Consider the following 26,025-nt stretch of genomic DNA (forward strand, 5'->3'; position numbering starts at 1 on the left):
CCCTAGCTTCGGTTAGAACGTAGAGCGCCCGCCGGCACCAGCAATGGTGTCGGCGGGCGCTTTGCCTTTTGGGGTAGCTGGCTAATCCTCGTCAGCTGCCGCGGGCCGCTTCTTTTGCGGATCCGGCAGCTTTGCCAGCAATAGGTACAGCGGGATCATCACCGCATGGGAGAACAAGGCGGCAATCATGCTTAGTTTCCACGAGACGAAGAACCCGGAATAGCACAATGCCATGACGCCCAGGGATGCAGTGTAGGAAGCAGCTTCGATGGTGAATTTTCCTGCGCTTGAGTGCTTCTTGAGTTTCGCCTCGACAATTTCGGTCACGATGAACGTTGCGACTAAACTGCCGGCAGCCCAGGGGATCAGCCACGCGCCCAGAGAATCCCTGACTGCTTCTGAACCGAAAATCCAGATCGTTGTGCCGATTCCTGCCACCAGCGGAAGACTGATGAGAAGCAGGATGACCAACAGCAATAGTACGACGATTATGACACTTCCCGCCGTGGAGAAGATTCCGTCTTTGCCTTGTTTTTCACCCACAGGTGATCCTTCCCGAAAGACTGTTTCTATACAGCCTAACGGATAGAGTTAATCACCTCTGGGAAATAGGTCGGTGACAAATCAACCAGCCGGCTACAGCTTTTTGCTCGATGGGGGAGTGGTCGGCAATTAGAGACTCTAGATGTAAAAACATCAGGTGATAAAACGACTAATATTCTTGGTTGATGCGCTGCTGTTCAGCTGATGGTCATGCAACTTCGGGTCCGTGTTCAAGATGGGGTGCCACAGTGGTTTTGTTGTCTTGCCGAGAAGGTGCCAAGCAGTAGTCGCACGGTGCCGTTCGGTGAGATAGCTTACTGTTCGTGGCATGCGCGCTGATTAATGCTAGTCTTAAAGCAATTGTTTTATGTGTGGCAAAATGGACACGGTCCGGGTTGCGGGTAGGTTGCGCAACGAATGCCACACTTTCGCACGCCTGAAGACATTCAGTCTTGAGTAGGGCGGTAAAGCAAGCAGTTAGTGCTGCAGCGCAGTGTGGATCCTTTCCGGATTTCGCGGTGTTGCCGCGCCGAAGAACTTAGACAATGGAAGGACACGCAAGTGCCTACTATTCAGCAGCTGGTCCGCAAGGGCCGCTCGCCTAAGGTCGTCAAGACCAAGGCCCCTGCCCTGAAGGGCAACCCAATGCGCCGTGGCGTGTGCACCCGTGTGTACACCACCACCCCTAAGAAGCCAAACTCGGCACTTCGTAAGGTCGCACGTGTGCGCCTTGCTGGTGGCGTTGAGGTTACCGCTTACATCCCAGGTGTCGGCCACAACCTGCAGGAACACTCCATCGTGCTCGTTCGCGGTGGTCGTGTGAAGGACTTGCCAGGTGTCCGCTACAAGATTGTTCGTGGTGCTCTGGATACCCAGGGTGTGAAGGATCGTAAGCAGGCTCGTTCCCGCTACGGTGCAAAGAAGGATGGTAAGTAATGCCTCGTAAGGGTCCGGCGCCAAAGCGCCCACTAGTTTCTGATCCAGTTTTCGATTCCCCATTGGTCACCCAGCTGATCAACAAGGTACTCGTAGACGGCAAGAAGTCCACTGCAGAGCGCATTGTTTACGGTGCACTCGAAGGCGCAGCCGCTAAGTCCGGCACCGACGCTGTTTCGACCCTCAAGAAGGCTATGGATAACATCCGCCCTGCCCTTGAGGTTCGTTCCCGCCGCGTTGGTGGCGCGACCTACCAGGTGCCAGTAGAAGTCAAGCCAGGCCGTGCAACCGCACTGGCTCTGCGCTGGCTCGTTGGCTACTCGAAGGCTCGCCGCGAGAAGACCATGATTGAGCGTTTGATGAACGAGATCCTCGATGCATCGAACGGTCTGGGTGCCGCTGTGAAGCGTCGCGAAGACACTCACAAGATGGCTGAGTCCAACAAGGCCTTCGCCCACTACCGCTGGTAAGAATCGCATGAGATTGCTGGGCGTCTACGGGCGCCCAGCAATCCCAGCACCACCTTTTAGGGAGACAACGTGGCACAGGACGTGCTTACTGACCTGAACAAGGTCCGCAATATCGGCATCATGGCTCACATCGATGCTGGTAAGACCACTACTACTGAGCGCATCCTTTTCTACACGGGTGTGAACCACAAGCTCGGTGAGACCCACGACGGTGCTTCGACCACCGACTGGATGGAGCAGGAGAAAGAGCGCGGTATCACCATTACCTCCGCTGCTGTTACCTGCTTCTGGAACAAGAACCAGATCAACATCATCGACACCCCTGGCCACGTTGACTTCACCGTTGAGGTGGAGCGCTCGCTGCGCGTGCTCGATGGCGCCGTAGCAGTATTCGACGGCAAGGAAGGCGTTGAGCCTCAGTCTGAGACCGTTTGGCGCCAGGCTGACAAGTACAACGTTCCACGCATCTGCTTCGTCAACAAGATGGACAAGCTGGGCGCTGACTTCTACTTCACCGTAGACACCATCATCAAGCGCCTGGGTGCCAAGCCGCTGGTTATGCAGCTGCCAATCGGCTCCGAGTCCGACTTCATCGGCGTTGTGGATCTGCTGAGCATGAAGGCATTCGTTTGGGAAGGCGACGCCAAGGGCGACGTTTCCCTGGGTGCTGCTTACGAGACCCGCGAAATTCCTGCAGACCTGCAGGAAAAAGCTGAAGAGTACCGCGCCAAGCTGATCGAAGACGTCGCTGAGTCGTCCGAAGAGCTCATGGAGAAGTACCTCGAAGGCGAAGAGATCTCCCTTCAGGAGCTCAAGGCCGGCATCCGCAAGATGACCGTGAACTCGGAAGCCTACCCAGTATTCTGTGGTTCGGCCTTCAAGAACCGCGGCGTACAGCCAATGCTGGATGCAGTGATCGACTTCCTGCCATCCCCACTCGACGTGGGCGCAATGGTCGGCCACGATCCAAAGGACGAAAGCATCGAACTGGTGCGCGAGCCTTCCGAGGATGCACCATTCTCGGCACTTGCGTTCAAGATCGCAGCCCACCCATTCTTTGGCCAGCTGAACTTCATCCGCGTTTACTCCGGCAAGGTAGAGTCCGGCGCACAGCTGCTGAACTCCACCAAGCAGAAGAAGGAGCGCGTTGGCAAGCTCTTCCAGATGCACTCCAACAAGGAGAATCCGGTAGACGAGATCCACGCAGGCCACATCTACGCTGTGATCGGCCTGAAGGACACCACCACCGGTGACACCCTGTGCGATCCAGCCAACCCAATCGTTCTTGAGTCGATGACCTTCCCGGATCCAGTGATCTTCGTGGCCATCGAACCAAAGACCAAGGGTGACCAGGAGAAGCTGTCGACCGCTATCCAGAAGCTGTCCGCAGAAGATCCAACCTTCACCGTGTCCCTGAACGAAGACACCGGCCAGACCGAAATCGGCGGCATGGGCGAACTTCACCTGGACATCCTGGTGGACCGCATGAAGCGCGAATTCCGCGTGGAAGCAAACGTTGGTAAGCCACAGGTTGCATACCGCGAAACCATCAAGAAGGCTGTGGAGAAGGTCGACTTCACCCACAAGAAGCAGACCGGTGGTTCGGGCCAGTTCGCAAAGGTCCAGGTTACTTTCGAGCCTCTGGAAGTTGTGGACGGCGTAACCTACGAGTTCAAGAACGCTGTTACCGGCGGTCGTGTTCCTCGTGAATACATCCCATCTGTTGACGCAGGTATCCAGGACGCAATGCAGTACGGTATCCTCGCAGGCTACCCACTGGTTGGCGTCAAGGCTACCCTCATCGATGGCGCTTACCACGACGTCGACTCCTCGGAAATGGCCTTCAAGATCGCTGGCTCCCAGGTATTCAAGGAAGGCGCACGCCGCGCTAACCCTGTTCTGCTTGAACCACTGATGGCCGTTGAAGTTCGTACCCCGGAAGAGTACATGGGCGACGTTATCGGCGACCTGAACTCCCGTCGTGGTTCGATCCAGGAGATGTCCGACGCTGCTGGCGTCAAGGTCATCCGCGCTGGCGTGCCGCTGTCCGAGATGTTCGGCTACATCGGCGACCTGCGTTCGAAGACCCAGGGTCGTGCAGTTTACTCGATGACCTTCGACAGCTACGCTGAGGTCCCGAAGGCAGTTGCCGACGAGATCATCCAGAAGTCCCGCGGCGAGTAATCGTCCCGGAACAAAAACTTGGCCGTGACCCCCGTAGCGGGGAAGTGGCCGATCGCGAGGCCGGCGGATAACACTTGAAGCCGGCCTCGCAAACGGCCAACGAGGGATTTGCATCACATGCAGGGCCCGCAGAGGACCGAAATTTCCATATTTATCCACGCCCCCAGTAGACTAAGTTCAGTTCGTTTGCGAACCGCGCAGACGAAAAATGTCTTCTGTAAATGTTTCTAGGAGGAACTTGTGGCAAAGGCAAAGTTCGAGCGCAGCAAGCCGCACGTTAACATCGGTACCATCGGTCACGTTGACCACGGTAAGACCACTCTGACTGCAGCTATCTCCAAGGTTCTGGCTGACAAGTACCCAGACCTGAACGAGAAGCGCGACTTCGCTAACATCGACTCGGCTCCGGAAGAGCGCCAGCGCGGTATTACCATCAACATCTCGCACATCGAGTACCAGACCGAGAAGCGTCACTACGCACACGTTGATGCTCCAGGCCACGCTGACTATGTCAAGAACATGATCACCGGTGCTGCTCAGATGGACGGCGCTATCCTGGTTGTTGCCGCAACCGATGGCCCAATGGCTCAGACCCGCGAGCACGTTCTGCTGGCCCGCCAGGTTGGTGTTCCAACCCTGATGGTCGCACTGAACAAGTCCGACATGGTTGACGACGAAGAGCTGCTCGAGCTCGTGGAGATGGAAGTTCGCGAACTTCTGTCCTCCCAGGGCTTCGATGGCGACGACGCACCAGTCATCCACGTTTCGGCTCTGAAGGCTCTGGAAGGCGATCCAGCTTGGGTTGCTAAGATCGAGGAACTGATGGACGCTGCTGACAGCTTCATCCCAGATCCAGTTCGCGATCGCGACAAGCCATTCCTGATGCCAATCGAGGACGTCTTCACCATCACCGGCCGCGGTACCGTTGTTACCGGTCGCGCCGAGCGTGGCACCCTGGCGATCAACTCGGAAGTTGAAATCGTTGGCATCCGCCCAATCCAGAAGACCACCGTTACCGGTATCGAGATGTTCCACAAGCAGCTCGACGAAGCATGGGCAGGCGAGAACTGTGGTCTGCTGCTTCGCGGTCTGAAGCGCGACGACGTTGAGCGTGGCCAGGTTGTTGTAGCCCCAGGCTCCATCACCCCACACACCAACTTCGATGCAAACGTCTACATCCTGTCGAAGGACGAAGGCGGACGTCACAACCCGTTCTACTCGAACTACCGTCCGCAGTTCTACTTCCGCACCACCGACGTTACCGGCGTTATCACCCTCCCAGAGGGCACCGAAATGGTTATGCCAGGCGACAACACCGAAATGTCGGTTGAGCTGATCCAGCCAATCGCTATGGAAGAGGGCCTCGGCTTTGCTATCCGCGAAGGCGGCCGCACCGTTGGTTCGGGCAAGGTCACCGCAATCACCAAGTAGTCATTACTTGATGATGTAGATCTTTACTGATCTTCTAAAGAACCCCGCTTGCCTCCTTGTGAGGCAAGCGGGGTTCTTTGATTTAAGCCGCGTTCAAAGTGGAGAGTATTTCAACAAGGTGGTCTAATTGATGGTAGTCGAGTAAGTATTCGGCTAATATTACTCGCTTCGCTTAAGGGGAAAGCCGATGCTCGGTGTTGTGATCTTCCTGGTCTTCATGGCGATCAGCTTTTTCATCGGCTACAAGGTCGGCGGTCGGAAGGTGCCGGTCGACGCGCAGCCGATGCAGGAAGCCCGCGCTGAAGCCTGGCGCCAAGGCTACGACGCGGCCATCGCCTACATGAGCGAGCGGCGCCCCGGACAGCCGAACGCCCCTCCGGCAAACGAAGGAACCACCCTGAAGGATCAGTGGGTCGGTACTTCTAATGGCCTGTCCAACAGCCAAGCGCCGGTTCAACCTGTTGTCCCCGAACATCCAGGCTATGCGCAATCAGCCGCTGCGTCTGCTGCAGCGAACCCTGCATTGCAGCGCACCCCGGTCATTCAGCGGGTTCCAGCTTCAGCGCAGAAGATGGTTGCTCCCGTGAAGGTGCTGAGCAAACGCGAACGCGAACTGCGCAACATCAACATCACTCTGTATGTGGCAGCCCTGCTGATCGTCGCCGCAGGTGCACTGTTCCTGAGTTTCGCACTCCCGCCGCTGGCCAAAGTCGTCGGCTTGTTTGTCCTCGCCGCAGCGTTCTATGCCGGCGGCCTGATCGTCCACGCCACCAAAAAGTCCTTGCGTCCGGCGGCGGCTGCCTTCGCCGGCACGGGACTGGCCCTGCTGCCGCTGAGCGCCATCGCCACCTACAACACCGTGGCACTGAGCGGCCCCAGCGTGTGGCTGATCTTCTCCGTCATCGGAACCGTTGCCGTCGGTTTTGCCACCATCCGCCTCCGTTCAAGGGTCCTGGCGTGGGTTGCCGTGCTGATACTGGTCAGCACCGCCATGGCCGCCGCGGCCACGTTGCAGCGAGGCGTGTTCTACTACCTGCTCCTGATGCTGGTGCTCTCGATCCTGTTGATGCTTGCAGCTACCCGAAGCAAAGCCGTGCGGGGCTCGCTCTTCTTCGAAGCCACCAGCGCCACCGCGCAGCTGCTGCCGCTGCTGGTCGCCGCTCTGGGTGCCGTGCTGTTCACCGAACTGAGCGATTCCCAGATCCTCTGGGCAGGTTTCCTGCTCACCGTACAGCTGCTGCTGTCGGTCAAGCTCTTCGACAACCTGCGGGCCTATCGATTCTTCGGGGCGCGGGCCGCCGCGATGGTCACGCTGGTCAGCGCCTGCAGCGTGCTGGGACTGCGTTCCTCGGCCGCCGCCGTGGTGCTGGCTTTGGCCTTGGGCATCCAGGGTGTGCTGGTCCTGGTGTATTCGAGTTCCTACCGCAAGCTGCTGAAGATTTCGGCATCGCTGTGGCGGGCCGAACGTGCGGTGCTGTGGGCACTGGTCCTGCTGGCCACGGCGATGGCCTATGTTCTCGAACCAACCGGGACCGGCCTTGCCTGGATCAGCTTTGCGGCGGTGCCGGTGCTGATGCTGATGAGTGTGTCGGCGCTGATGCGCAACGCGAAGATCGAAGCTGCCGCTTTGCTGCTGCTCGCCCTGTCTCCGATTGGCGTTGCCGTGATGAACCCGCAGCGCCCGCTGGTTTCGCTCCTGCTGGCATTCGTTCTGTTCCTTGCCCTGCAGCGCAGGGCCCAGGGCCACACCAAGCTTGCCTACGCTCTGGCGAGCTGGGGGAGCAGCCTGGTGTTCGGCTTTTTCGCCGCCAGAGCACTGCTGCGCTACACCGTGGACACGGAACTGGTCACCAACCTCTCCAGCACCCTGGCTCTGGCGAGCACGCTTGGCGTGTGGGCCGCCGCTTTCGCCTGGTGGATCCTTGACATTGCCCGGCCAAACGGAACTGGCGGGACTGGTGTCCAGGGCGGCTGGGCCGCCGCAGGGGCAAGGCTGCCGCGCATCGCTGGCTCGGCGCTCGTGGTGCTGATCAGCCTGGTGCTGCTGCGAACACATGTCAGCTCGCCGTACCATGACAGCTCCGTAGCAGGCATCATCGATTCGGCTTGGTATACTGCCGGCCTGGTGCTCTTCACCCTGTTGGTCATCGCCAGCGCCGTCAAGTACACCGCGGCTGCCTCATACGGTAGCCGCCTGGGTGCAGCTATCCGTATGGTGGCGGGCCTCGGCCTGTTGGCCGGCTATGGGCTCAGCTTCCTGCCTCAGTGGTGGCCGGTGGCCGAACTTGTCGCGCTGCTGCTGCTTGGCTATTTCCTGCGCGAGTCCAGAAAAGCGGGCGAGCAAGGATGGAAGATTGCCTATGCCGCCTGCGCGCAGCTCGTCTTCTCCAGCGCCATCTACTGGTTTGTGGACCGCATGCACTTCGACGTGCACGGCAAGTTCGCCTTCTTCCTCCTGTCCCTGGCTGTCCCGCAGCTGCTCCGCCTGGCCGCCAGCTGGCGAGCCGGTACGGGGCTTCGCGCGGAACTGCGGGTGATCGCGATCGCCATGCTCGTGTTCCTGCCGGCGTCAATCGTGGGGTACGCGGCAACCGCGTTCATGGTCGACAGGGGAGTGCTGCTGCTTTCCGCAATGCTGCTGGGCATCTACGGCGCCGCGGCCTTCGCTGCTGACCGCGAACTGCGCCAGGCCCGCCAGTTCTACCTTTGCGCCCCCGTGGTTGCCCTGACTGCACTGGCCCAGGTTCCTGCCTGGCACTTTGCCGACCAGACCGGATGGATCAGGACCGCCTGGTGGACGGAAAACACCGCCATGGCTCTGCTGTTGCTGATTGCAGTGCTTGGACTGGCTGCCGAATGGCTGCAGCGTGCTGTCGGTTCACTGACCTATGCCACCGGGCTGGCGATGTTCCTTCCGCTGGGGATGGTTCTGGCTTGGGATCCATACGCGGGCTGGGTGGTGGCAGCATTGCTGGCGGCGGCGGTGTTCTTTGCCGCCATGGTGCACACCCGAAAGGTTGCATGGTTCGCCATCGCAGTCCCGCTGTTCCTCTTTGTAGGGCTGAGGAGCTGGGTGGACCTGTGGCGCTCCGAGCAGCTCTACTACGCCTCGGGCAGCATCGACACCGCCTGGGTGTTGCTGGGCATCGGGCTGGTGCTGGGGCTCCTGGCGGCAGCGCATGGACGCTTCGCCGATCCTGCTCCCAGTTATCCCAATGGCGGGTATCCTTCGAAGGAGGCGGCAGCCGAATCTTCAAGGTTGTACCTGCTGATGTGCCTTGCCGCGGTATTCGCCGCAGGCTTCCTGCTGCACCTGGACAACTACACAGTAATTCCGGTGATCAGCGGCGCGGTGCTGATCTTCGCCGCGGTCGTGGGCCTGCGCATTTTTGAATCTCCCGCGCGTCTGAACGTGTTCACCGTGGACGTGCTCTTCGCGCTGGCAGCTGTGCTGGCCATGAACAGCTACAGCATCCTGGACCACGTGCCTGCAGCAGATGTGATGTGCTCCTACTTCAGCCTGGTGATCGCAGCACTTGCAGCCTGGCGCGTCTACCGGCCGCTGGGCCAGCTGCACCACGGATACGTCATGGCCGCCAGCGCGCTGGTGTCAGTGGTGATGCTGCTGAACATGGTCGATGGCAACAGCCTGACCCGCACCTACGCACTGGTCTTCTTCGCGGCGTTGATTTCCTGGGGATTGAAATTGGGGCGCAAGCTGTATATCTGGTGGGGAGCTGCGGCAATTACCCTAGCGATCCTGTGGACGCTGCGCTCCATGGCATTCCTCTGGCTCGTGCTGCTGGGCATCGGCCTGATCGTGGTGGCAGTGCGCAAGCTGGTGCGCGTAGACCGCAAGCCTGCCGAACAGCAAGAAGACTTGTCGTCCCAGAACCTTCCTGCACGGCATCCAGTGCAGCCGCACTTCCAGCCGGGCCCGCCGCAGATGCAGCAGCGGCCCGAGCACCAGCCGCCAGCCGCGAACCCGATGCCGTGGATGAACCCGCAAAACCGGCAGCCCAACAGGCCTGATGAGGCAGATGACCGTCCGGGGCAATAGCCGCCGGACGCGGTGAGGTCAAGATCACGGGCCTCGATGCGCCCAAATGATTTGCGCGATCACCGCCGACCTGTCAGACTAGATAAGTTGCTTCAGTGCAACCCGATCCCTGTCTGACAGGGTAATCGGTCTGGTTTGAACGACCGGGATCGACTCTCACGCAGGATAATGCCTGGGGTTCGGGATCGATACAACTGCTTCAAACTATAAGGCCTTCGATAAAAGTGAAAACTTTGATGGTCGACGCGTGTCAAAAATATTTGCGACACGCCCGACTTCGGGGGTCGGAGCCTCCTGGGGTTGAGGAACCCGGATTTATCCGGATTCAGCCGCAGAGTAAGGCGTGCCGGCTCGCAAGAGCCCGTATTAGGCACAGAACTTGTAAATAGTGCTATCAGAAAGAGGCATGACGCCATGGCGGGACAGAAAATCCGCATCCGGCTGAAGTCGTATGACCACGAGGTCATTGACGTTTCTGCTCGGAAGATCGTTGAGACGGTAACGCGCGCAGGCGCAACCGTAGTCGGCCCAGTGCCGCTGCCAACGGAGAAGAACGTGTACTGCGTTATCCGTTCGCCACACAAGTACAAGGACAGCCGTGAGCACTTCGAAATGCGCACGCACAAGCGTCTGATCGACATCGTCGATCCGACCCCGAAGGCTGTTGATTCGCTGATGCGTCTCGACCTGCCAGCGGATGTCAACATCGAAATCAAGCTTTAAGGGGAGGTGGCGAGAAAACTATGACCGCAACCCGCAATGTTAAGGGCCTGCTGGGCACGAAGCTCGGCATGACCCAGGTTTGGGACGAGAACAACAACCTGATCCCTGTCACCGTCGTGCAGGCTGATAGCAACGTTGTCACCCAGCTTCGCAACGCTGACCGCGATGGCTACACCGCAGTTCAGATCGGCTACGGCCAGATCGATCCTCGCAAGGTAACCAAGCCACTGGCTGGTCACTTCGAAGCTGCTGGCGTGACCCCACGTCGTCACCTGGTAGAACTGCGCACCGCAGACGCTGCCGAGTACGCAGCTGGCCAGGAACTGTCCGTCGAGATCTTCGAAGCCGGCCAGAAGGTCGACGTCGTAGGCACCTCGAAGGGTAAGGGCTTCGCCGGTACCATGAAGCGTCACAACTTCTCGGGCGTTGGCGCATCCCACGGTGCTCACAAGAACCACCGTAAGCCAGGTTCCATCGGCGGCGCATCGACCCCAGGTCGCGTCTTCCGTGGACAGAAGATGGCCGGTCGCATGGGTGCTGAGCGTGTAACCACTCAGAACCTGACCATTCACGCTATCGACGCTGAGAAGAACCTCCTGCTGATCAAGGGTGCCGTTCCAGGCGCCCGCGGCCGCGTCGTCCTCGTACGCACCGCCGTGAAGGGAGCATAAGTAAATGACTAAGGCACTTAACGTCGAGCTGCCTGCAGCAATCTTCGACGTACAGACCAATGTCCCGCTGCTGCACCAGGTTGTCGTCGCACAGCTTGCTGCTGCCCGCCAGGGTACCCACAAGACCAAGGACCGCTCCGAGGTTTCGGGTGCAGGTCGCAAGCCGTTCAAGCAGAAGGGTACCGGCCGCGCTCGTCAGGGTTCGATCCGTGCTCCTCACATGACCGGCGGCGGCATCGTCCATGGTCCAACCCCACGTGACTACTCGCAGCGCACCCCGAAGAAGATGAAGGCTGCTGCTCTGCGCGGCGCCCTGTCTGATCGCGCACGCTTCGACCGCGTCCACGTGATTGAGAACCTGGTTGCTGGCGAGAAGCCATCGACCAAGGACGCTCTGGCAACCCTGCGCTCGCTGACTGAGCGCAAGAACCTGCTTGTCGTCATCGATCGCGCCAACGATGTTGCTGCACTGTCCGTGCGCAACCTCGCAGATGTGCACGTTCTGTACGTCGACCAGCTGAACACCTACGATGTTCTGGTTTCGGATGACGTAGTCTTCACCAAGGCTGCCTTCGATGCCCTGGTCCAGAAGGAGGAAGCCAAGTGAGCACCTTCTCCAAGGCTCCACACGACGTGGTCATCGCACCAGTCGTTTCGGAAAAGAGCTACGGTCTGATCGACGAAGGTAAGTACACCTTCCTGGTCGACCCACGTTCGAACAAGTCGGAAATCAAGAATGCCGTTGAAGCTATCTTCAACGTCAAGGTTGACTCCGTAAACACCATCAACCGTGCAGGTAAGCGCAAGCGCACCCGCTTCGGGTGGGGTGCACGCAAGGCTACCAAGCGTGCCATCATCACCCTGAAGGACGGTTCGATTGACATCTTCGGCGGTCCGCTTTCCTAAGCGGAGACCACTTTAACGAGGAATAAGAATAAATGGGAATTCGTAAGTACAAGCCGACTACCCCGGGCCTGCGCGGCTCGTCGGTAGCCGACTTCGCAGAAATCACCCGATCGACTCCGGAAAAGTCGCTGGTTCGCCCGCTCACCAAGAGCGGCGGCCGCAACAACTCCGGTAAGATCACCACCCGTCACAAGGGTGGCGGACACAAGCGCGCTTACCGCGTGATCGACTTCCGTCGTCACGACAAGGACGGCGTTCCGGCAAAGGTCGCTCACATCGAGTACGACCCGAACCGTACCGCACGCATCGCGCTGCTCCACTACGTGGACGGCACCAAGCGCTACATCATCGCTCCGAACAACCTCAACCAGGGTGACACCGTTGAGGCCGGTCCGAACGCTGATATCAAGCCAGGCAACAACCTGCCACTGCGTAACATCCCGGTTGGTTCCGTGATTCACGCTGTTGAGCTTCGCCCAGGCGGCGGCGCCAAGATGGCACGTTCCGCTGGTGCTTCGATCCAGCTCGTAGCCCGTGAAGGTCGCTTCGCCCAGCTGCGTCTGCCTTCCGGCGAAATCCGCAACGTTGATGTGCGCTGCCGCGCAACCATCGGCGAAGTTGGCAACGCCGAGCAGATCAACATCAACTGGGGCAAGGCCGGCCGTATGCGCTGGAAGGGCGTTCGCCCAACCGTGCGTGGTGTGGCTATGAACCCAATCGACCACCCACACGGTGGCGGTGAAGGTAAGACCTCCGGTGGTCGTCACCCGGTCAACCCTAACGGTAAGCGTGAAGGACGCACCCGTCGTCCGAACAAGGAAAGCGACAAGCTCATTGTGCGTCGTCGCAAGACCGGCAAGAACAAGCGATAGGAGCCTGGAAACATGCCACGCAGCCTGAAGAAAGGCCCCTTCGTCGATCAGCACCTGTTCCTGAAGGTCGTTGCTGAAAACGAAAAGGGCACCAAGAACGTCATCAAGACGTGGTCCCGCCGTTCGATGATCATCCCGGACATGCTGGGACACACCATCGCCGTGCACGACGGTCGCAAGCACATTCCTGTGTTCGTTACCGAATCCATGGTTGGTCACAAGCTCGGTGAGTTTGCTCCAACCCGCACGTTCCGTGGCCACGTAAAGGACGACAAGAAGGGCAAGCGCCGCTAGTCCCCGCAAGGGAACTAGTGATCGCTTAGCACTTCTTCGAAAGACGAGAGAAGGAAAGCAATGGAAGCCAAGGCAATTGCGCGCCATATCCGCGTGACGCCTATGAAGGCCCGGCGCGTCGTCAACCTTGTTCGTGGTCTGCAGACCAACGAAGCACTGGCAATCCTGAAGTTCGCCCCACAGGCAGCTTCGGAGCCGGTATACAAGGTTGTTGCATCGGCAGTGGCTAACGCCCGTGCCGCCGCGGACCGCGCAGGTGAAGCATTCAATGAGGACGAGCTGTACATCAGCGAGGCGTTTGTTGACGAGGGTCCGACCATGAAGCGGTTCCAGCCGCGTGCACAGGGTCGCGCATTCCAGATCAAGAAGCGCACCAGCCACGTGACTGTGGTTGTTTCAACCCAGAAGGGTGGGGAGAACTAAATGGGACAGAAGGTAAACCCGAACGGTTTCCGTCTCGGCATCACCACTGACCACGTGTCGCACTGGTTCGCCGATTCCAGCAAGCCAGGTCAGCGCTACGCTGACTACGTCAAGGAAGACGTGCAGATCCGTGCACTGCTTTCTGACGGTATGGACCGCGCAGGCATCGCCCGCGTAGAGATCGAGCGTACCCGTGACCGCGTGCGTGTGGATATCCACACCGCTCGCCCGGGCATTGTTATCGGCCGCCGCGGCGCCGAAGCTGACCGCATTCGCGGCGAGCTGGAAAAGCTCACCAAGAAGCAGGTTCAGCTGAACATCCTCGAGGTCAAGAACCCTGACATGGAGGCCCAGCTGGTCGCCCAGGGCATCGCCGAGCAGCTTGCTTCCCGCGTGGCATTCCGCCGTGCGATGAAGAAGGCAATGCAGTCGGCAATGCGCGCTGGTGCCAAGGGCATCCGCGTTCAGTGCTCCGGTCGTTTGGGCGGCGCTGAAATGTCGCGCAAGGAGTTCTACCGCGAAGGCCGTGTGCCGCTGCACACCCTGCGCGCGAACATCGACTTCGGCAAGTTCGAAGCCAAGACCACCTTCGGCCGCATCGGCGTGAAGGTTTGGATCTACAAGGGTGACGTCACCGCCAAGGAACTGGCTGCACAGCAGGCTGCTGCTGCTCCAGCTCGTGGCGGCCGTGGCGGCAACGATCGTCCACGTGGTGGCGAGCGTCGTCGTCGCAACGACCGCAACAAGGGCGCTGCTGCAGCTCCGGCTGCGGAAGGAGGAGAGGCTTAAATGCTTATCCCACGTCGAGTAAAGTTCCGCAAGCAGCACCACCCGAAGCGTTCGGGCGCTGCCAAGGGCGGAACCACCGTAACTTTCGGTGAGTTCGGTATCCAGGCGCTTACCCCGGCTTATGTGACTAACCGTCAGATCGAAGCCGCGCGTATCGCCATGACCCGTTACATCAAGCGTGGCGGTAAGGTGTGGATCAACATCTACCCAGACCGTCCGCTGACCAAGAAGCCTGCTGAAACCCGCATGGGTTCCGGTAAGGGTTCACCTGAGTGGTGGGTCGCCAACGTCAAGCCAGGACGAGTCATGTTTGAACTCGGTGGCGTCAGTGAAGAAGTAGCTCGTGAGGCTCTGCGCCTTGCGATCCACAAGCTGCCGATGAAGGCACGCATCGTACGTCGTGAGGGTGGTGAATAGGGATGGCTATCGGTTCTAAGGACCTTAACATCGAGTCCCTGGACGGCTTCGATAACGCTCGTTTGAACGAGGAATTGAAGAAGGCCAAGGCTGAACTGTTCAACCTGCGTTTCCAGTCGGCCACCGGCCAGCTCGAGACCCATGGCAACCTGAAGTCCGTCAAGCGCGACATCGCACGCATCTACACTGTGCTGCGCGAGCGCGAGCTGGGCATTCGTCAGGAAGTCGTTGTCCCGGTTGAAGAGACCAAAAAGGGCAAGGAAGCTAAGTAATGAGCGAGAAGGAGAACGGTGTGGCTGACGCAACCGAGCGCAACGACCGCAAGACCCTCCGTGGTTACGTGGTTTCCGACAAGATGCAGAAGACCATCGTCGTTGACGTTGAGGACCGTGTTAAGCACGCCCTCTACGGCAAGGTTATGCGTCGTAACAAGAACGTGAAGGCTCACGACGAGAACAACGAGGCCGGCATCGGTGACTTGGTTGTAATCGCTGAGACCCGCCCGCTGTCCGCTGACAAGCGCTGGCGTCTCGTTGAGATCGTTGAGAAGGCTAAGTAAGCTTTCTTGGTGATCTCACGGATTACGTGAATTGCTGAAAACGCCCCGGTATCATCGCAAGATGAGGCCGGGGCGTTTTTGCATGCCGTGCAATGAGTCCCCGCAGCGTTGTCACTAGAAGCGAAATCGAAACAGGGGCATGAACTGGATTGAGAAGTGGTTCGACGAAACTAACTGGCCGCGTGACGCTAGGTTAGACGTATTCCGTGATGCCGTATGGGAATTGTCGTTCAATGGCGAATTAAGGGGATGGGTGACAACCTCGATCGGCATGATGCGTTCATTTCCCATTTTCTGGGAAAAACAAGAGCAAATGTGGTTTCAAGTCCATTGGGACGATGGAACCCAGGAACAGCTAGAAGAGGACTATGGCCCGGGGTGGTACACCGTTGAAGAGTTCTTGAGCGGATCCTTTGTCGCCGATGACCCTCAGAACGGCAAGGAAACTACTTTTGCAGCGAGACCGATCAGCGGAGAGGAACGAGATGAACTGTGGAGTCGTTTGGGGATGGTCTAGCGCTGTCGTGGACCTTTTAGTTTCCAAGTTCTTCATGAAGCTGAACCGGGGAAGACGAGCACCGCTGGCGGGTCAGCCCGACAGCCGGTAATTGCTGGGACTAAAACCAAGGACCTTGCGAAAGTCGCTGGCTAGATGTGCTTGATCCGAGTAGTCCAAGTTCACGGCGATCTGCGCTATGGATGTTCCAGGATCCTCGCGCAGCTGCTGCGCTGCTTCTTGAAGGCGATACCTGCGAATGACACTGAGTGGCGAAAGCCCTAGGTATTTCATTGAGAGGCGCTGCAGGCTGCGCGGTGTCATATTCAGCTGCTCGGCCACTTGATCGACGCGAATGATTGACCGAGTGGCAGAGACAAATTCTATGAAGGAGTTTGCCTGCAGGCCGGTAGCGTCAACTTGTTCAGTCGATCGCTGGATCCAGGTGCTGAACACATCCACACATTCCTGATTAAGCTGGCGCAGCCCCGTGTCGGAGTGTAGTTCTCGGATATCGCCCGCCAAATCCGGGGAAGGGTAAGCTACCTCGCTGTCCAGCAGGTCCTTCACTGGAGTGTGCAGGGTCTTGCTGAATACGAAGCCAGCCGCGGGTTTCAGCAATGCGGCAACTGCCCACCCCTGCCCGGAGAGATCCTTGTGAGAGGCACCGCTGGCGGGTCCGGCCAAGGTAATTTCATCCGGCTGGACCACCAGGTTCATCAGCGGGAACGGCAAAAGCTGCTGCCGTGAAACACGTCCCGGAGCGATACTCCAGCGCGAAATCCAGAACCAATAGACTCGGTCGCTCAAATCTTTAGGCGGCAAAATGCGCTCGAACTCGGGCAGCCGGGCCGGATACAGGACCCCGCGCTTGTCAACGATGCCAGTCATCAAGCACACCTCAAGGTTGTCGCAAATTTACAAGCACAAGGATGCCATGAGCCCATAGCCTTGAGACATGGAAATGGAGAATCTCCCAGCCAAGGGAATCACTGGAAACCACGCCACAGCTGGAGTGCCCAACGGAGTCACTACTTTGACACCTTTTCTTGCGGTCCAAGGAGCAGCGCAGGCTCTGGAATTCTATACGGGCGTCTTCGGCGCAAGGGTTGTTGATGCCACCGAATTGGGTGGTGTAGTCGTTCATGCGGAAATCGATTTCGGCCAAGGCCATCTTCAGATCGGCGAGCCGAGCCCGGACTATGGCCTGGTGCCTCCGCCCGCGGCGCCGAGCGCCTGCTATTCGATGGGGCTCTATTGCCAGGACGTCGACGCCGTGCTTGCCAAAGCAGTCGACTCGGGCGCAACAGTTCGAGAACCCGCCATGAATTTCGTTTCAGGTGACCGTTTTGCTTCGATCATCGACCCATTCGGAATACGCTGGACGATCCTCAGCAGGATTGAGGACTTGTCCGAGGAAGAAAGCGCTCGACGGGTGGCTCAATGGGCTGCTGAACAGTAAGGCCTGTTGCTCAATGCGGGAGCCGGGAATGTCTTTCGCATAGTCTGGAACCATGAAAAGTGACCGTCCAAACCGCAACTGGTTTTGGGCGGTCCTTTGTGTCTGCTGCATCTTCATCGGGATTTTGCCCTACATGCCGTGGCTGGCGGCGGGCTTTCTCCCTCGGATCCAAGCAATCCAACCATGGCTGCTGGCGATTATCGTCTTCGCGATCATCGCCGCGCTGATCCGCAGGCGTTGGCTGCCATCGGGAATCACTGCAGCGCTGTTGCTTGTAGGCATACTTCCCCTGGTGCACTTCAGCGGTGCTGCGCCTAATGGCAGCAATGGAAACCATGAATTGAAGGTCTTCTCGTTCAACGCCGGGCGGGCTCAAGCTGACCCGCTACAGCTGGCCCAAGCCATACGCGAGGCTGACCCTGATGTGCTGGTACTCGTAGAAACCAGCGAGCCGCTGATTGCCTCCATCGGTAAGCTCAACGCACTCGAAGTGCTGAGCCATCGCAGCGGCACGGTGCCGACCGGGGGAGACCGCGATACCGTCGTCTTCTCTCGCTATCCGATGACCGAACGTCAGGAAGAAATCAGCGCGCAGAAAACTGGCTGGTACGGGTTCCCGGTAGTTGATATTGCTTCGCCTTCGGGGGTGTTCAGTGTTGTTGGAGTGCACGTTTATCCGCCGCTGGATGACGCAGAACGGTGGGAGCATGGTCTTGACCAGTTGAACCGCTGGGCCAGGCAGCAGGGAATGCAGCCGGTCATTCTCGCCGGGGACTTCAACGCAACGAGGACTCATCCACAGTTCAGGCGATTGGCAGCGGACATGTCTGCGGAAAATACGATGTGGCCGCTGAACACTTGGCCAGCAGATCGCCAGTATCCGCCGATTATGGGGATCGATCGTGTACTTGCCCGCGGAATGAGTGTCTTGGATGCACGGAGCATCAAGATCGCCGGATCCGATCATTTGGCCCTGAGCGTGACAGTACGTTCCAGCTTGTAGTAGAGGCTTCGCAGCCAGGAGCTGTGGGAGTGCTCAAGAATTTCTGAAAGTGTCCATCTACGTGGCACAGGAGTGCGTTCAATGCGCCATCGCGGGGGAGTGGAGTTCCATCTGGCTCAGATGCACGCAACGTCGAAACGTTGATATTACGGGGATCTTCTGTATGGCGAGTGTGACGAAGAACGCGCCAATTCGCACTACCACACCATTTCAGATTCGCGCCACTCTAGGCTAGACTTAAGAATCTGTGCGCATGATGTTCGAGGACTATCCACCTTCGGCATGATGCAGTGCGGTCGGAAAACGTTCCGGATGCACAACACAGCCTCGATATTTTACGCCTCGGCCCTGCCGCCATTTGGGATCAGCATTCGGTGCGCCCGCGTCGGTGGGGGTAAGCGATCGTATCGTGGAGACCATATCCGTTCCGCAAGGCTCATTTATGAGAACCAGCGAGACGACAGGAGTAAGAAGTGATTCAGCAGGAGTCGCGACTCAAGGTTGCCGATAACACCGGTGCTAAGGAAATCCTTACCATTCGTGTGCTCGGTGGCTCGAAGCGTCGCTACGCAAGCATTGGCGACACCATTGTCGCTACCGTCAAGGATGCAATTCCTGGCGGCAACGTAAAGAAGGGCGACGTCGTCAAGGCTGTCGTCGTTCGCACCAAGAAGGAAATCCGTCGTGCAGACGGTTCCTACATCAAGTTCGACGAGAACGCTGCAGTGATCCTCAAGGGTGACGCTGCCGATCCTCGTGGCACTCGTATTTTCGGCCCAGTGGGTCGCGAACTTCGTGACAAGAAGTTCATGAAGATCGTTTCCCTGGCTCCGGAGGTGCTGTAACCATGGGCGCAAAGATCAAGAAGGGCGATCTGGTTCAGATCCTCGCCGGCAAGGACAAGGGCCTGCAGGGCAAGGTACTGAAGGTCTTCCCAACCGACGCTCGTGTACTGGTTGAAGGCGTTAACCGCGTCACCAAGCACACCAAGGCTGGCCAGAACGAGAACGGTAACGCCACCGGCGGCATCGAGGTTGTTGAAGCTCCACTGCACGTTTCGAACGTTGCTGTGGTTGATCCAGAAACCAAGAAGCCAACCCGCGTTGGTTTCCGCGAGGAAACCGTAGAAAAGAACGGCGTGTCCAAGACTGTACGCGTTCGTTACGCCAAGGCTTCCGGAAAGGATCTGTAATGACTGAAGCAGCCACCAAGATCCAGCCACGTCTGAAGGCTAAGTACGCCGCAGACATCCGCCCTGCACTGCAGGAGCAGTTCAAGTACGCTAACCCAATGCAGGTTCCTAACCTGACCAAGGTTGTCGTGAACATGGGTGTCGGCGAGGCCGCCAAGGACTCGAAGCTCATTGAAGGCGCCGTGCGCGATCTGACCGCAATTACCGGTCAGAAGCCAGTGGTTACCCGTGCCCGCAAGTCGATCGCTCAGTTCAAGCTGCGCGAAGGCATGCCGATCGGTACCCACACCACCCTGCGTAACGATCGCATGTGGGAATTCGTTGATCGCCTGATCACCCTGGCACTGCCTCGTATCCGCGACTTCCGCGGCCTGAGCGACCGCCAGTTCGATGGCAATGGCAACTACACTTTCGGTCTGACCGAACAGTCGATGTTCCATGAAATCGATCAGGACAAGATCGACCGCGTGCGCGGTATGGACATCACTGTGGTGACCACCGCCAAGACTGATGACGAAGGCCGCGCCTTGCTTAAGGCTCTGGGCTTCCCATTCAAGACCAACAACTAATCTCACTACGTTACAGGTCCGCTAAGGAAACCGTAACGAGGAAGGGCTGAAGCCCACATGTCTATGACAGATCCAGTCGCAGATATGCTGACTCGTCTGCGCAACGCAAACTCGGCTTACCACGACACTGTGTCGATGCCGTCGAGCAAGCTCAAGGTGCGCATTGCCAACATCCTGAAGGAACAGGGCTACATTGCCTCCTTCGAGGAAGAGGCTGCTGAAGTTGGCAAGAAGCTGACCATCACTTTGAAGTACGGCCCATCGCGCGAGCGTTCGATCGCTGGCGTACGCCGTATCTCCAAGCCAGGTCTTCGCGTTTACGCAAAGTCCACCAACCTGCCACACGTACTTGGCGGTCTTGGCATTGCTATCCTGTCCACCTCCTCCGGTCTGCTTACTGACCGTCAGGCTGCAAAGAAGGGCGTGGGTGGGGAAGTCCTCGCCTACGTCTGGTAACGGGAAGGAAGGAAAACACTATGTCACGTATTGGACGTCTTCCGATCACCGTTCCTGCAAACGTTGAACTGAACGTTGATGGCCAGAATGTTGCCGTCAAGGGCCCGAAGGGTGAGCTTTCGCTGACCGTTTCGGCTCCGATCACCGTTTCCAAGGACGAGAACACTGTTACCGTTGCACGCCCGAACGACACCCGCGAGGCTCGTTCGCTGCACGGTCTGACCCGCACCCTGATCAACAACCTGATCATCGGTGTGACCGATGGTTTCGAGAAGAAGCTCGAAATCCACGGTACCGGTTACCGCGTGCTGGCTAAGGGAACCGGCCTGGAGCTTGCTCTGGGTTACTCCCACCCAGTCAACGTAGAAGCACCAGCAGGCATCACCCTGTCTGTCGAGGGCAACAACAAGATCACCGTTGCTGGCATCGACAAGCAGCAGGTCGGCGAAGTTGCTGCCAACATCCGCAAGCTGCGCAAGACCGAGCCTTACAAGGGCAAGGGCATCCGCTACGCCGGCGAGAAGATCCTGCGCAAGGCTGGAAAGGCTGGTAAGTAATTATGGCTATCGGAATCAAGGGTAAGAGCAAGTCCGCTCAGCGCGGTCGCCGCCACCTGCGTGTGCGCAAGCGCATCGTCGGTACCGAACTCCGCCCACGCCTGGTCGTCAACCGCTCGGCACGTCACATCTTCGTACAGATCGTTGACGACTCGAAGGGTATCACCCTGGCCAGCGCTTCGACCATGGAAGCAGATCTTCGCGCAAGCGAGGACAACAAGACCGCAAAGGCCAAGCGCGTTGGCGAGCTCGTTGCAGAGCGTGCCAAGGCTGCAGGCGTTGAGGCTGTTGTCTTCGACCGCGGCGGCAACAAGTACACCGGCCGCGTGGCTGCTGTTGCTGACGGCGCACGTGAAGGTGGGCTGGCACTGTGAGCGAAGCAACTAACAAGAAGGAAACTCAGGTGTCTGAAGCTACTGAGGCAGTCGAGACTGCAGCTGCTCCCGCTACCGAGAACGCCGGATCCCGCCGTGGCGAGGGTCGCGGTCGCGGCGAAGGCCGCGGTCGTGGTGAAGGTCGTGGCCGCGGTCGCGACCAGAAGGATAACCGCAACGAAGACAAGGACAAGTTCCTTGAGCGCGTTGTAGCTATCAACCGCGTCTCCAAGGTCGTCAAGGGTGGTCGTCGCTTCAGCTTCACCGCTCTGGTAGTTGTCGGCGACGGCAACGGCCTGGTCGGCGTTGGCTACGGCAAGGCTAAGGAAGTTCCTGCTGCTATCGCCAAGGGCGTTGAAGAGGCTAAGAAGTCCTTCTTCCGCGTTCCACGCGTTGGCACCACCATTCCACACATGGTCAAGGGTGAGGCCGCCGCTGGCGTCGTCATGCTTCGTCCAGCCGCTCCAGGTACCGGTGTTATCGCCGGCGGCCCAGTGCGCGCCGTGTTGGAGTGCGCAGGCATCCACGACATCCTGTCGAAGTCGATGGGTTCGCAGAACCAGATCAACATCGTTCAGGGCACCATCGCTGCACTGAAGGCTCTGGAAGAGCCTCAGGCTGTTGCAGCTCGCCGCGGTCTTCCGCTGGACGAGGTTGCACCAGCAGCAATGTTGCGTCACATCCAGTCCCAGAAGGCAGGTGCTTAATCTCAATGGCTAAGAACATTGTTCCAAGCGACGCCAAGCTGGAAATCACCCAGATCAAGTCGATCATCGGTGGCACTGAGGCACAGCGCAGCGTAGTACGTTCGCTGGGTCTGAAACGTATCGGACAGACCGTTGTCCGCACCGCTGACCCAGTGACCGTTGGTATGGTCAACAAGGTCCCGCACCTGCTGAAGGTTGAGGAGGCTAAGTAACATGGCTGAAGAAAAAGCACTGAAGGTTCACCACCTGCGTCCAGCAGAGGGTGCCAAGACCGCCAAGACCCGCGTTGGTCGTGGTGAAGGCTCCAAGGGTAAGACCGCCGGCCGCGGTACCAAGGGTACCAAGGCTCGTTACCAGGTGAAGGCAGGCTTCGCAGGTGGACAGCTTCCGCTGCACATGCGTCTGCCAAAGCTGCGCGGCTTCAAGAACCCATTCCGCGTCGAGTTCCAGGTTGTAAACCTGGACAAGATCTCGGAGCTGTTCCCAGAGGGTGGCGAAGTCACCGTCGAGGCACTGGTTGCCAAGGGCGCCGTTCGCAAGAACCAGCCTGTCAAGGTCCTGGGCACCGGCGAGATCTCGGTCAAGGTTGACGTGAAGGTTGACGCCTTCTCCGCTTCCGCATCCGAGAAGATCGTCGCTGCTGGCGGCTCGGCTAACACCCTGTAATTTACCGGGTAAGCTGCTGAAATTCCCCGCACACGTTGAGCAATCAATGTGTGCGGGGAATTTTGCTATCCGTGAAAGAATTTCTTCACATATCTGCGAAAGCCGAAGTTGATCAGGTCGTATTTATGACAGATCAGCGCAACCAGGCCACTTTTCGTGTCGCCTGTTTGGCGGATAAGTACCTTGGACGGCTAGAATCATTTAGGTCTTATGTCATATCTGACAACTAGACTTTGGAACATACTTCAGGAGGACGCTTGTTCAGCGCCATAGCCCGAATTTTTCGGACGCCTGACCTGCGCAACAAGTTGCTGTTCACGATCGGGATCATTGCGATCTACCGCATCGGTGTTTTCATCCCGGCTCCGGGCATTGACTACAGCAACGTTCAGCAGTGTCTGGCTATGGGAAACACCACCGGTGGACTCTATTCGTTTGTGAATCTGTTCAGCGGCGGTGCCCTGTTGCAGGTCTCCATTTTTGCGATGGGCATCATGCCGTACATTACGGCTGCCATTATTGTGCAGCTGCTGCGCGTGGTTATTCCGCACTTTGAGACTTTGCACCAGGAAGGCCAGGCCGGACAGGGCAAGCTCACCCAGTACACCCGCTACCTGACCATTGCACTGGCCCTGTTGCAGGGCACCACGCTGGTCACCCTGGCGCGCACCGGAAACCTCTTCCCAAGCTGCAGCCTGCCGCTGGTTCCAGACGACTCCCTGATGGTCATCATGCTGATGATCATCGCGCTGACCGCAGGCACCGGCCTGATCATGTGGATGGGCGAGCTGATCACCGAACGCGGCGTCGGCAACGGCATGTCGATCTTGATCTTCATCTCGATTGCTTCGGGCTTCCCTGCATCGATGTCCTCCATTCTGCAGACTAAGGGCTGGGCCACCTTCCTTGGCGTGCTGGCCATCGGCCTGCTGATCGTGGCACTGATCGTGTTCGTGGAGCAGTCTCAGCGCCGCGTGCCGGTGCAGTACGCTAAGCGCACCATCGGCCGGCGCACCGTAGGCGGAACCTCCACCTACATCCCGTTGAAGGTCAACATGGCCAACGTGATCCCGGTGATCTTCGCATCCTCGATCCTGGCGCTGCCGCAGATGATCGTCCAGTTCAACACGAACGACGACGGCACCCTGCCAGGCTGGGCCATGTGGCTGCAGACCCATTCCTCGACCTCGTCGCCGTGGTACATGCTGGTCTACACGCTGCTGACCATCGGCTTCACCTACTTCTACGTGGCCATCACCTTCAACCCTGTTGAGGTGGCTGACAACATGAAGAAGTACGGCGGCTTCATCCCGGGCATCCGCGCCGGCAAGCCGACCGCCGAATACCTGCAGTACGTGATCTCCCGCATCACCTTCCCGGGTTCGCTGTACCTCGCATTCGTGGCGTTGATCCCGCTGATCGCCTTCGTGCTGATCAACGCAGACCAGAACTTCCCATTCGGCGGAACCTCGATCATCATCATGGTTGGTGTTGGCCTCGAGACCGTCAAACAAATTAATGCTCAAATGCAGCAACGAAACTACGAAGGGCTACTGCGATGAGTCGACTGCTAATCATTGGTCCCCCAGGTGCCGGCAAGGGCACCCAGGCCATAAAGATCTCCGAGCGCCTGGAGATCGTCGCGATCTCCACCGGCGACATCTTCCGCGCCAACGTCAAGGGCGGCACCCCGCTGGGCATCGAAGCCAAGAAGTACATCGACAACGGTGACTTCGTTCCGGACTCGGTCACCAACAACATGGTCGAGGACCGCCTGAACCAGGACGACGTAGCCAACGGCTTCCTGCTGGACGGCTACCCACGCACCAGCGCCCAGGTCGACGCACTGGATGCCATGCTGGCAGCCAAGGGCATCGCGCTGGATGCGGTGCTGCAGCTGACCGCTGACGACGACGAGCTGGTTGCCCGCCTACTCAAGCGTGCAGAGATCGAAGGCCGTGCAGATGACACCGAAGACGTCATCCGCCACCGCCTGAGCCTGTACCACGCTGAGACCCGCATCGTGGTCGACCGCTACGAAGAGCGCGGCATCGTGCGCAAGGTCGACGGCATCGGCGCCATCGACGAGGTCACCGACCGCGTGCTGGCCGCACTGAACGTCAACGCCTAAGTCCTAGGCGCAGCGCGCAGGGATCGTGAACAGGCAGCAATGCAGCTGCCGCACGGTCCCTGCGCTCTTTTTACCTATATCAGCCCATGAACAACCAGGGGAGTCATCTTGGCTTTTGGACAGCCTCGCATTGAATACAAATCCAACTCGGAAATCCTGAAGATGCGTGAAGCCGGCCTGGTGCTGGCAGAGGCATTGGACGAGGCTGTCGCCAAGGCCCAGCCCGGAGTGACCACCGCGGCCATCGACAAGGTCTTCGCCAAGGTGCTTGAACGCCACGGCGCCACCAGCAACTTCCTGGGCTACCACGGGTTCCCGGCAACCATCTGCGCCTCGGTCAACCACGAAGTGGTCCATGGCTTCCCTTCGGAGTACGAGCTCAAGGACGGGGACGTGCTGAAGATCGACGGCGGCGCTATCGTCAACGGCTGGCATTCGGACTCGGCGCGCACCGTGCTGGTCGGCAAGAACATCGACCCCGCAGACCAGCGCTTGAGCGACATCACCGAGCAGGCCATGTGGGCCGGCATCGCCGCCGCGGCCAATGCACGGTTCATCGGGCAGATCGGCGAAGCTATCGACGATTTCGTCACCAGCCAGCCAGGCGATGAGCTGGGCATCCTGGAAGACTACTGCGGCCACGGCATCGGCTCCGCCATGCACATGGCGCCCGATGTGCTGAACTACAACTCCGGCCACCGCGGCCCGCGCATCAAGCCGGGCATGGCGCTGGCCATCGAGCCGATGCTGGTGCGCGGCGGCATTGAGACCTCGGTATTGGAAGACGACTGGACGGTTGTCACCAACGACAAGTCCAACGCCTCGCAGTGGGAGCACACGGTCGCCTTCCACATGGGCGGCATCTGGGTGCTCTCAGCCCACGACGGGGGAGAAGCTGGGCTTGCTCCCTTCGGCGTGACTCCATCGCCAATCCGTCCATAGCGCCAAGCCGCAACTCAACAGCGCAGATTAGATCCAGCACCGGCGAACTGCCGTAGTGCTGGATCTAACACTTTAAAAGCCGACTCGAATTGGCCATTGAAGAATCAATAGCGTATTGTTATTTGTTGGTTCGCTATTTAAGTGCGCCCAAAACTTCAGGTCTTGGACGCATTGGTTGCGAACTTGAACCAA

33 protein-coding genes are annotated in these 26,025 nt (G+C 58.7%); 31 read left to right on the top strand and 2 right to left on the bottom strand.

Annotated features, from left to right (window positions below; translation table 11 throughout):
- Nucleotides 1–81: 81 nt before the first annotated feature.
- Nucleotides 82–543, bottom strand: a complete 462-nt coding sequence (locus AUR04nite_RS13505) for a hypothetical protein (protein WP_141365944.1) — start codon at nt 541–543, stop codon at nt 82–84.
- 561 nt (nt 544–1,104) lie between these two features.
- Here AUR04nite_RS13505 and rpsL point away from each other — a divergent pair.
- The 17 genes from rpsL (at nt 1,105) to AUR04nite_RS13590 (ending at nt 15,795) form a co-directional block, all read left to right on the top strand.
- The gene (gene rpsL, locus AUR04nite_RS13510) at nt 1,105–1,479 is read left to right on the top strand and encodes a 30S ribosomal protein S12 (protein WP_013349694.1); all 375 of its coding nucleotides are present in this window, start codon (nt 1,105–1,107) and stop codon (nt 1,477–1,479) included.
- The gene (gene rpsG / locus AUR04nite_RS13515; protein ID WP_038992204.1) at nt 1,479–1,949 is read left to right on the top strand and encodes a 30S ribosomal protein S7; all 471 of its coding nucleotides are present in this window, start codon (nt 1,479–1,481) and stop codon (nt 1,947–1,949) included. The genes rpsL and rpsG overlap by 1 nt, the downstream gene beginning before the upstream one ends.
- Before the next feature lie 69 nt (nt 1,950–2,018).
- Entirely contained in the window at nt 2,019–4,133 is a 2,115-nt protein-coding gene (gene fusA / locus AUR04nite_RS13520) for an elongation factor G (RefSeq protein ID WP_141365946.1), read from the top strand.
- Nucleotides 4,134–4,373: 240 nt separating this feature from the next.
- Complete coding sequence (tuf, locus tag AUR04nite_RS13525; RefSeq protein WP_141365948.1) at nt 4,374–5,564, top strand: elongation factor Tu; 1,191 nt, start codon at nt 4,374–4,376, stop codon at nt 5,562–5,564.
- Between the two features lie 187 nt (nt 5,565–5,751).
- Entirely contained in the window at nt 5,752–9,624 is a 3,873-nt protein-coding gene (locus tag AUR04nite_RS13530; RefSeq protein WP_141365950.1) for a hypothetical protein, read from the top strand.
- A 414-nt stretch (nt 9,625–10,038) separates the two neighbouring features.
- Nucleotides 10,039–10,347 carry a 30S ribosomal protein S10 gene (rpsJ, locus tag AUR04nite_RS13535; protein ID WP_013349689.1) on the top strand — a complete coding sequence of 103 codons (309 nt, stop codon included), beginning with the start codon at nt 10,039–10,041 and terminating at the stop codon, nt 10,345–10,347.
- Between the two features lie 20 nt (nt 10,348–10,367).
- Nucleotides 10,368–11,018 (top strand): 50S ribosomal protein L3, encoded by a 651-nt coding sequence (rplC, locus tag AUR04nite_RS13540; RefSeq protein ID WP_141365952.1) that lies wholly within the window; start codon nt 10,368–10,370, stop codon nt 11,016–11,018.
- Nucleotides 11,019–11,022: 4 nt separating this feature from the next.
- The gene (gene rplD, locus AUR04nite_RS13545) at nt 11,023–11,625 is read left to right on the top strand and encodes a 50S ribosomal protein L4 (protein WP_141365954.1); all 603 of its coding nucleotides are present in this window, start codon (nt 11,023–11,025) and stop codon (nt 11,623–11,625) included.
- Nucleotides 11,622–11,924 carry a 50S ribosomal protein L23 gene (gene rplW, locus AUR04nite_RS13550; protein WP_141365956.1) on the top strand — a complete coding sequence of 101 codons (303 nt, stop codon included), beginning with the start codon at nt 11,622–11,624 and terminating at the stop codon, nt 11,922–11,924. Before rplD ends, rplW begins: the two co-directional genes overlap by 4 nt.
- 32 nt (nt 11,925–11,956) lie before the next feature.
- The gene (gene rplB, locus AUR04nite_RS13555; protein ID WP_141365958.1) at nt 11,957–12,796 is read left to right on the top strand and encodes a 50S ribosomal protein L2; all 840 of its coding nucleotides are present in this window, start codon (nt 11,957–11,959) and stop codon (nt 12,794–12,796) included.
- Between the two features lie 12 nt (nt 12,797–12,808).
- Complete coding sequence (gene rpsS / locus AUR04nite_RS13560) at nt 12,809–13,090, top strand: 30S ribosomal protein S19 (RefSeq protein WP_022874134.1); 282 nt, start codon at nt 12,809–12,811, stop codon at nt 13,088–13,090.
- A gap of 60 nt (nt 13,091–13,150) precedes the next feature.
- Entirely contained in the window at nt 13,151–13,513 is a 363-nt protein-coding gene (gene rplV / locus AUR04nite_RS13565) for a 50S ribosomal protein L22 (RefSeq protein WP_141365960.1), read from the top strand.
- Entirely contained in the window at nt 13,514–14,302 is a 789-nt protein-coding gene (rpsC, locus tag AUR04nite_RS13570) for a 30S ribosomal protein S3 (protein WP_141365962.1), read from the top strand.
- Complete coding sequence (gene rplP, locus AUR04nite_RS13575; RefSeq protein ID WP_141365964.1) at nt 14,303–14,719, top strand: 50S ribosomal protein L16; 417 nt, start codon at nt 14,303–14,305, stop codon at nt 14,717–14,719. It begins immediately after the preceding gene.
- Between the two features lie 2 nt (nt 14,720–14,721).
- On the top strand, nt 14,722–14,991 hold the full coding sequence (gene rpmC / locus AUR04nite_RS13580; RefSeq protein ID WP_141365967.1) for a 50S ribosomal protein L29: 270 nt from the start codon (nt 14,722–14,724) through the stop codon (nt 14,989–14,991).
- A complete protein-coding gene (gene rpsQ / locus AUR04nite_RS13585; RefSeq protein WP_141365970.1) occupies nt 14,991–15,278 on the top strand; it encodes a 30S ribosomal protein S17 in 288 nt (95 codons plus the stop codon). Before rpmC ends, rpsQ begins: the two co-directional genes overlap by 1 nt.
- A 139-nt stretch (nt 15,279–15,417) precedes the next feature.
- Complete coding sequence (locus tag AUR04nite_RS13590; RefSeq protein WP_141365973.1) at nt 15,418–15,795, top strand: hypothetical protein; 378 nt, start codon at nt 15,418–15,420, stop codon at nt 15,793–15,795.
- Nucleotides 15,796–15,867: 72 nt separating this feature from the next.
- On the opposite strand, the gene AUR04nite_RS13595 is transcribed toward AUR04nite_RS13590, so the two are convergent.
- Nucleotides 15,868–16,665 (bottom strand): helix-turn-helix transcriptional regulator, encoded by a 798-nt coding sequence (locus AUR04nite_RS13595; protein ID WP_141365976.1) that lies wholly within the window; start codon nt 16,663–16,665, stop codon nt 15,868–15,870.
- A 67-nt stretch (nt 16,666–16,732) separates the two neighbouring features.
- On the opposite strand from AUR04nite_RS13595, the gene AUR04nite_RS13600 reads away from it, so the two are divergent.
- The 14 genes from AUR04nite_RS13600 to map all read left to right on the top strand — a co-directional run bounded on the left by AUR04nite_RS13600 (nt 16,733) and on the right by map (nt 25,833).
- Nucleotides 16,733–17,236 carry a VOC family protein gene (locus AUR04nite_RS13600; RefSeq protein WP_246055529.1) on the top strand — a complete coding sequence of 168 codons (504 nt, stop codon included), beginning with the start codon at nt 16,733–16,735 and terminating at the stop codon, nt 17,234–17,236.
- Between the two features lie 52 nt (nt 17,237–17,288).
- Nucleotides 17,289–18,239, top strand: coding sequence for an endonuclease/exonuclease/phosphatase family protein (locus tag AUR04nite_RS13605; protein ID WP_141365978.1), 951 nt, complete (start codon nt 17,289–17,291; stop codon nt 18,237–18,239).
- A 473-nt stretch (nt 18,240–18,712) separates the two neighbouring features.
- Nucleotides 18,713–19,084, top strand: coding sequence for a 50S ribosomal protein L14 (gene rplN, locus AUR04nite_RS13610; protein ID WP_013349674.1), 372 nt, complete (start codon nt 18,713–18,715; stop codon nt 19,082–19,084).
- A gap of 2 nt (nt 19,085–19,086) precedes the next feature.
- A complete protein-coding gene (gene rplX / locus AUR04nite_RS13615; protein ID WP_141365981.1) occupies nt 19,087–19,431 on the top strand; it encodes a 50S ribosomal protein L24 in 345 nt (114 codons plus the stop codon).
- The gene (gene rplE / locus AUR04nite_RS13620) at nt 19,431–20,000 is read left to right on the top strand and encodes a 50S ribosomal protein L5 (RefSeq protein WP_141365983.1); all 570 of its coding nucleotides are present in this window, start codon (nt 19,431–19,433) and stop codon (nt 19,998–20,000) included. Before rplX ends, rplE begins: the two co-directional genes overlap by 1 nt.
- Before the next feature lie 57 nt (nt 20,001–20,057).
- A complete protein-coding gene (rpsH, locus tag AUR04nite_RS13625) occupies nt 20,058–20,456 on the top strand; it encodes a 30S ribosomal protein S8 (protein WP_141365985.1) in 399 nt (132 codons plus the stop codon).
- Nucleotides 20,457–20,476: 20 nt separating this feature from the next.
- Nucleotides 20,477–21,013, top strand: coding sequence for a 50S ribosomal protein L6 (rplF, locus tag AUR04nite_RS13630; RefSeq protein WP_141365988.1), 537 nt, complete (start codon nt 20,477–20,479; stop codon nt 21,011–21,013).
- A gap of 2 nt (nt 21,014–21,015) precedes the next feature.
- Nucleotides 21,016–21,387: a 50S ribosomal protein L18 gene (gene rplR / locus AUR04nite_RS13635; protein WP_141365990.1), complete on the top strand. Its 372-nt coding sequence runs from the start codon at nt 21,016–21,018 to the stop codon at nt 21,385–21,387.
- Nucleotides 21,388–21,416: 29 nt separating this feature from the next.
- On the top strand, nt 21,417–22,094 hold the full coding sequence (rpsE, locus tag AUR04nite_RS13640) for a 30S ribosomal protein S5 (protein ID WP_174787890.1): 678 nt from the start codon (nt 21,417–21,419) through the stop codon (nt 22,092–22,094).
- Between the two features lie 5 nt (nt 22,095–22,099).
- Nucleotides 22,100–22,306, top strand: a complete 207-nt coding sequence (rpmD, locus tag AUR04nite_RS13645) for a 50S ribosomal protein L30 (protein ID WP_141365995.1) — start codon at nt 22,100–22,102, stop codon at nt 22,304–22,306.
- 1 nt (nt 22,307) lies between these two features.
- Complete coding sequence (gene rplO / locus AUR04nite_RS13650; RefSeq protein ID WP_141365998.1) at nt 22,308–22,760, top strand: 50S ribosomal protein L15; 453 nt, start codon at nt 22,308–22,310, stop codon at nt 22,758–22,760.
- A 257-nt stretch (nt 22,761–23,017) separates the two neighbouring features.
- A complete protein-coding gene (secY, locus tag AUR04nite_RS13655) occupies nt 23,018–24,322 on the top strand; it encodes a preprotein translocase subunit SecY (protein WP_141366000.1) in 1,305 nt (434 codons plus the stop codon).
- Nucleotides 24,319–24,891, top strand: a complete 573-nt coding sequence (locus AUR04nite_RS13660) for an adenylate kinase (protein WP_141366003.1) — start codon at nt 24,319–24,321, stop codon at nt 24,889–24,891. The genes secY and AUR04nite_RS13660 overlap by 4 nt, the downstream gene beginning before the upstream one ends.
- Before the next feature lie 108 nt (nt 24,892–24,999).
- Complete coding sequence (map, locus tag AUR04nite_RS13665) at nt 25,000–25,833, top strand: type I methionyl aminopeptidase (protein WP_141366006.1); 834 nt, start codon at nt 25,000–25,002, stop codon at nt 25,831–25,833.
- The last annotated feature ends 192 nt before the right edge of the window (nt 25,834–26,025 follow it).

The organism is Glutamicibacter uratoxydans (assembly GCF_006539925.1).
Lineage (GTDB): Bacteria > Actinomycetota > Actinomycetes > Actinomycetales > Micrococcaceae > Glutamicibacter > Glutamicibacter uratoxydans.

Excerpts from the sequence above, each read along its gene's own strand:
- AUR04nite_RS13530 (WP_141365950.1), top strand. The coding sequence starts at position 5,752 with ATGCTCGGTGTTGTGATCTTCCTGGTCTTCATGGCGATCAGCTTTTTC.
- rpsQ (WP_141365970.1), top strand. The coding sequence starts at position 14,991 with ATGAGCGAGAAGGAGAACGGTGTGGCTGACGCAACCGAGCGCAACGAC.
- AUR04nite_RS13660 (WP_141366003.1), top strand. The coding sequence starts at position 24,319 with ATGAGTCGACTGCTAATCATTGGTCCCCCAGGTGCCGGCAAGGGCACC.
- rplO (WP_141365998.1), top strand. The coding sequence starts at position 22,308 with ATGGCTGAAGAAAAAGCACTGAAGGTTCACCACCTGCGTCCAGCAGAG.
- AUR04nite_RS13595 (WP_141365976.1), bottom strand. The coding sequence starts at position 16,665 with ATGACTGGCATCGTTGACAAGCGCGGGGTCCTGTATCCGGCCCGGCTG.
- rplE (WP_141365983.1), top strand. The coding sequence starts at position 19,431 with ATGACTGAAGCAGCCACCAAGATCCAGCCACGTCTGAAGGCTAAGTAC.
- rplC (WP_141365952.1), top strand. The coding sequence starts at position 10,368 with ATGACCGCAACCCGCAATGTTAAGGGCCTGCTGGGCACGAAGCTCGGC.
- AUR04nite_RS13600 (WP_246055529.1), top strand. The coding sequence starts at position 16,733 with ATGGAAATGGAGAATCTCCCAGCCAAGGGAATCACTGGAAACCACGCC.
- rplF (WP_141365988.1), top strand. The coding sequence starts at position 20,477 with ATGTCACGTATTGGACGTCTTCCGATCACCGTTCCTGCAAACGTTGAA.
- rplV (WP_141365960.1), top strand. The coding sequence starts at position 13,151 with ATGGAAGCCAAGGCAATTGCGCGCCATATCCGCGTGACGCCTATGAAG.
- AUR04nite_RS13590 (WP_141365973.1), top strand. The coding sequence starts at position 15,418 with ATGAACTGGATTGAGAAGTGGTTCGACGAAACTAACTGGCCGCGTGAC.
- rpsG (WP_038992204.1), top strand. The coding sequence starts at position 1,479 with ATGCCTCGTAAGGGTCCGGCGCCAAAGCGCCCACTAGTTTCTGATCCA.
- rpmD (WP_141365995.1), top strand. The coding sequence starts at position 22,100 with ATGGCTAAGAACATTGTTCCAAGCGACGCCAAGCTGGAAATCACCCAG.
- rplB (WP_141365958.1), top strand. The coding sequence starts at position 11,957 with ATGGGAATTCGTAAGTACAAGCCGACTACCCCGGGCCTGCGCGGCTCG.
- rpsS (WP_022874134.1), top strand. The coding sequence starts at position 12,809 with ATGCCACGCAGCCTGAAGAAAGGCCCCTTCGTCGATCAGCACCTGTTC.
- rplX (WP_141365981.1), top strand. The coding sequence starts at position 19,087 with ATGGGCGCAAAGATCAAGAAGGGCGATCTGGTTCAGATCCTCGCCGGC.
- rpsH (WP_141365985.1), top strand. The coding sequence starts at position 20,058 with ATGTCTATGACAGATCCAGTCGCAGATATGCTGACTCGTCTGCGCAAC.
- rpmC (WP_141365967.1), top strand. The coding sequence starts at position 14,722 with ATGGCTATCGGTTCTAAGGACCTTAACATCGAGTCCCTGGACGGCTTC.
- rplR (WP_141365990.1), top strand. The coding sequence starts at position 21,016 with ATGGCTATCGGAATCAAGGGTAAGAGCAAGTCCGCTCAGCGCGGTCGC.
- rpsJ (WP_013349689.1), top strand. The coding sequence starts at position 10,039 with ATGGCGGGACAGAAAATCCGCATCCGGCTGAAGTCGTATGACCACGAG.
- AUR04nite_RS13605 (WP_141365978.1), top strand. The coding sequence starts at position 17,289 with ATGAAAAGTGACCGTCCAAACCGCAACTGGTTTTGGGCGGTCCTTTGT.
- rplD (WP_141365954.1), top strand. The coding sequence starts at position 11,023 with ATGACTAAGGCACTTAACGTCGAGCTGCCTGCAGCAATCTTCGACGTA.
- rpsC (WP_141365962.1), top strand. The coding sequence starts at position 13,514 with ATGGGACAGAAGGTAAACCCGAACGGTTTCCGTCTCGGCATCACCACT.
- rplP (WP_141365964.1), top strand. The coding sequence starts at position 14,303 with ATGCTTATCCCACGTCGAGTAAAGTTCCGCAAGCAGCACCACCCGAAG.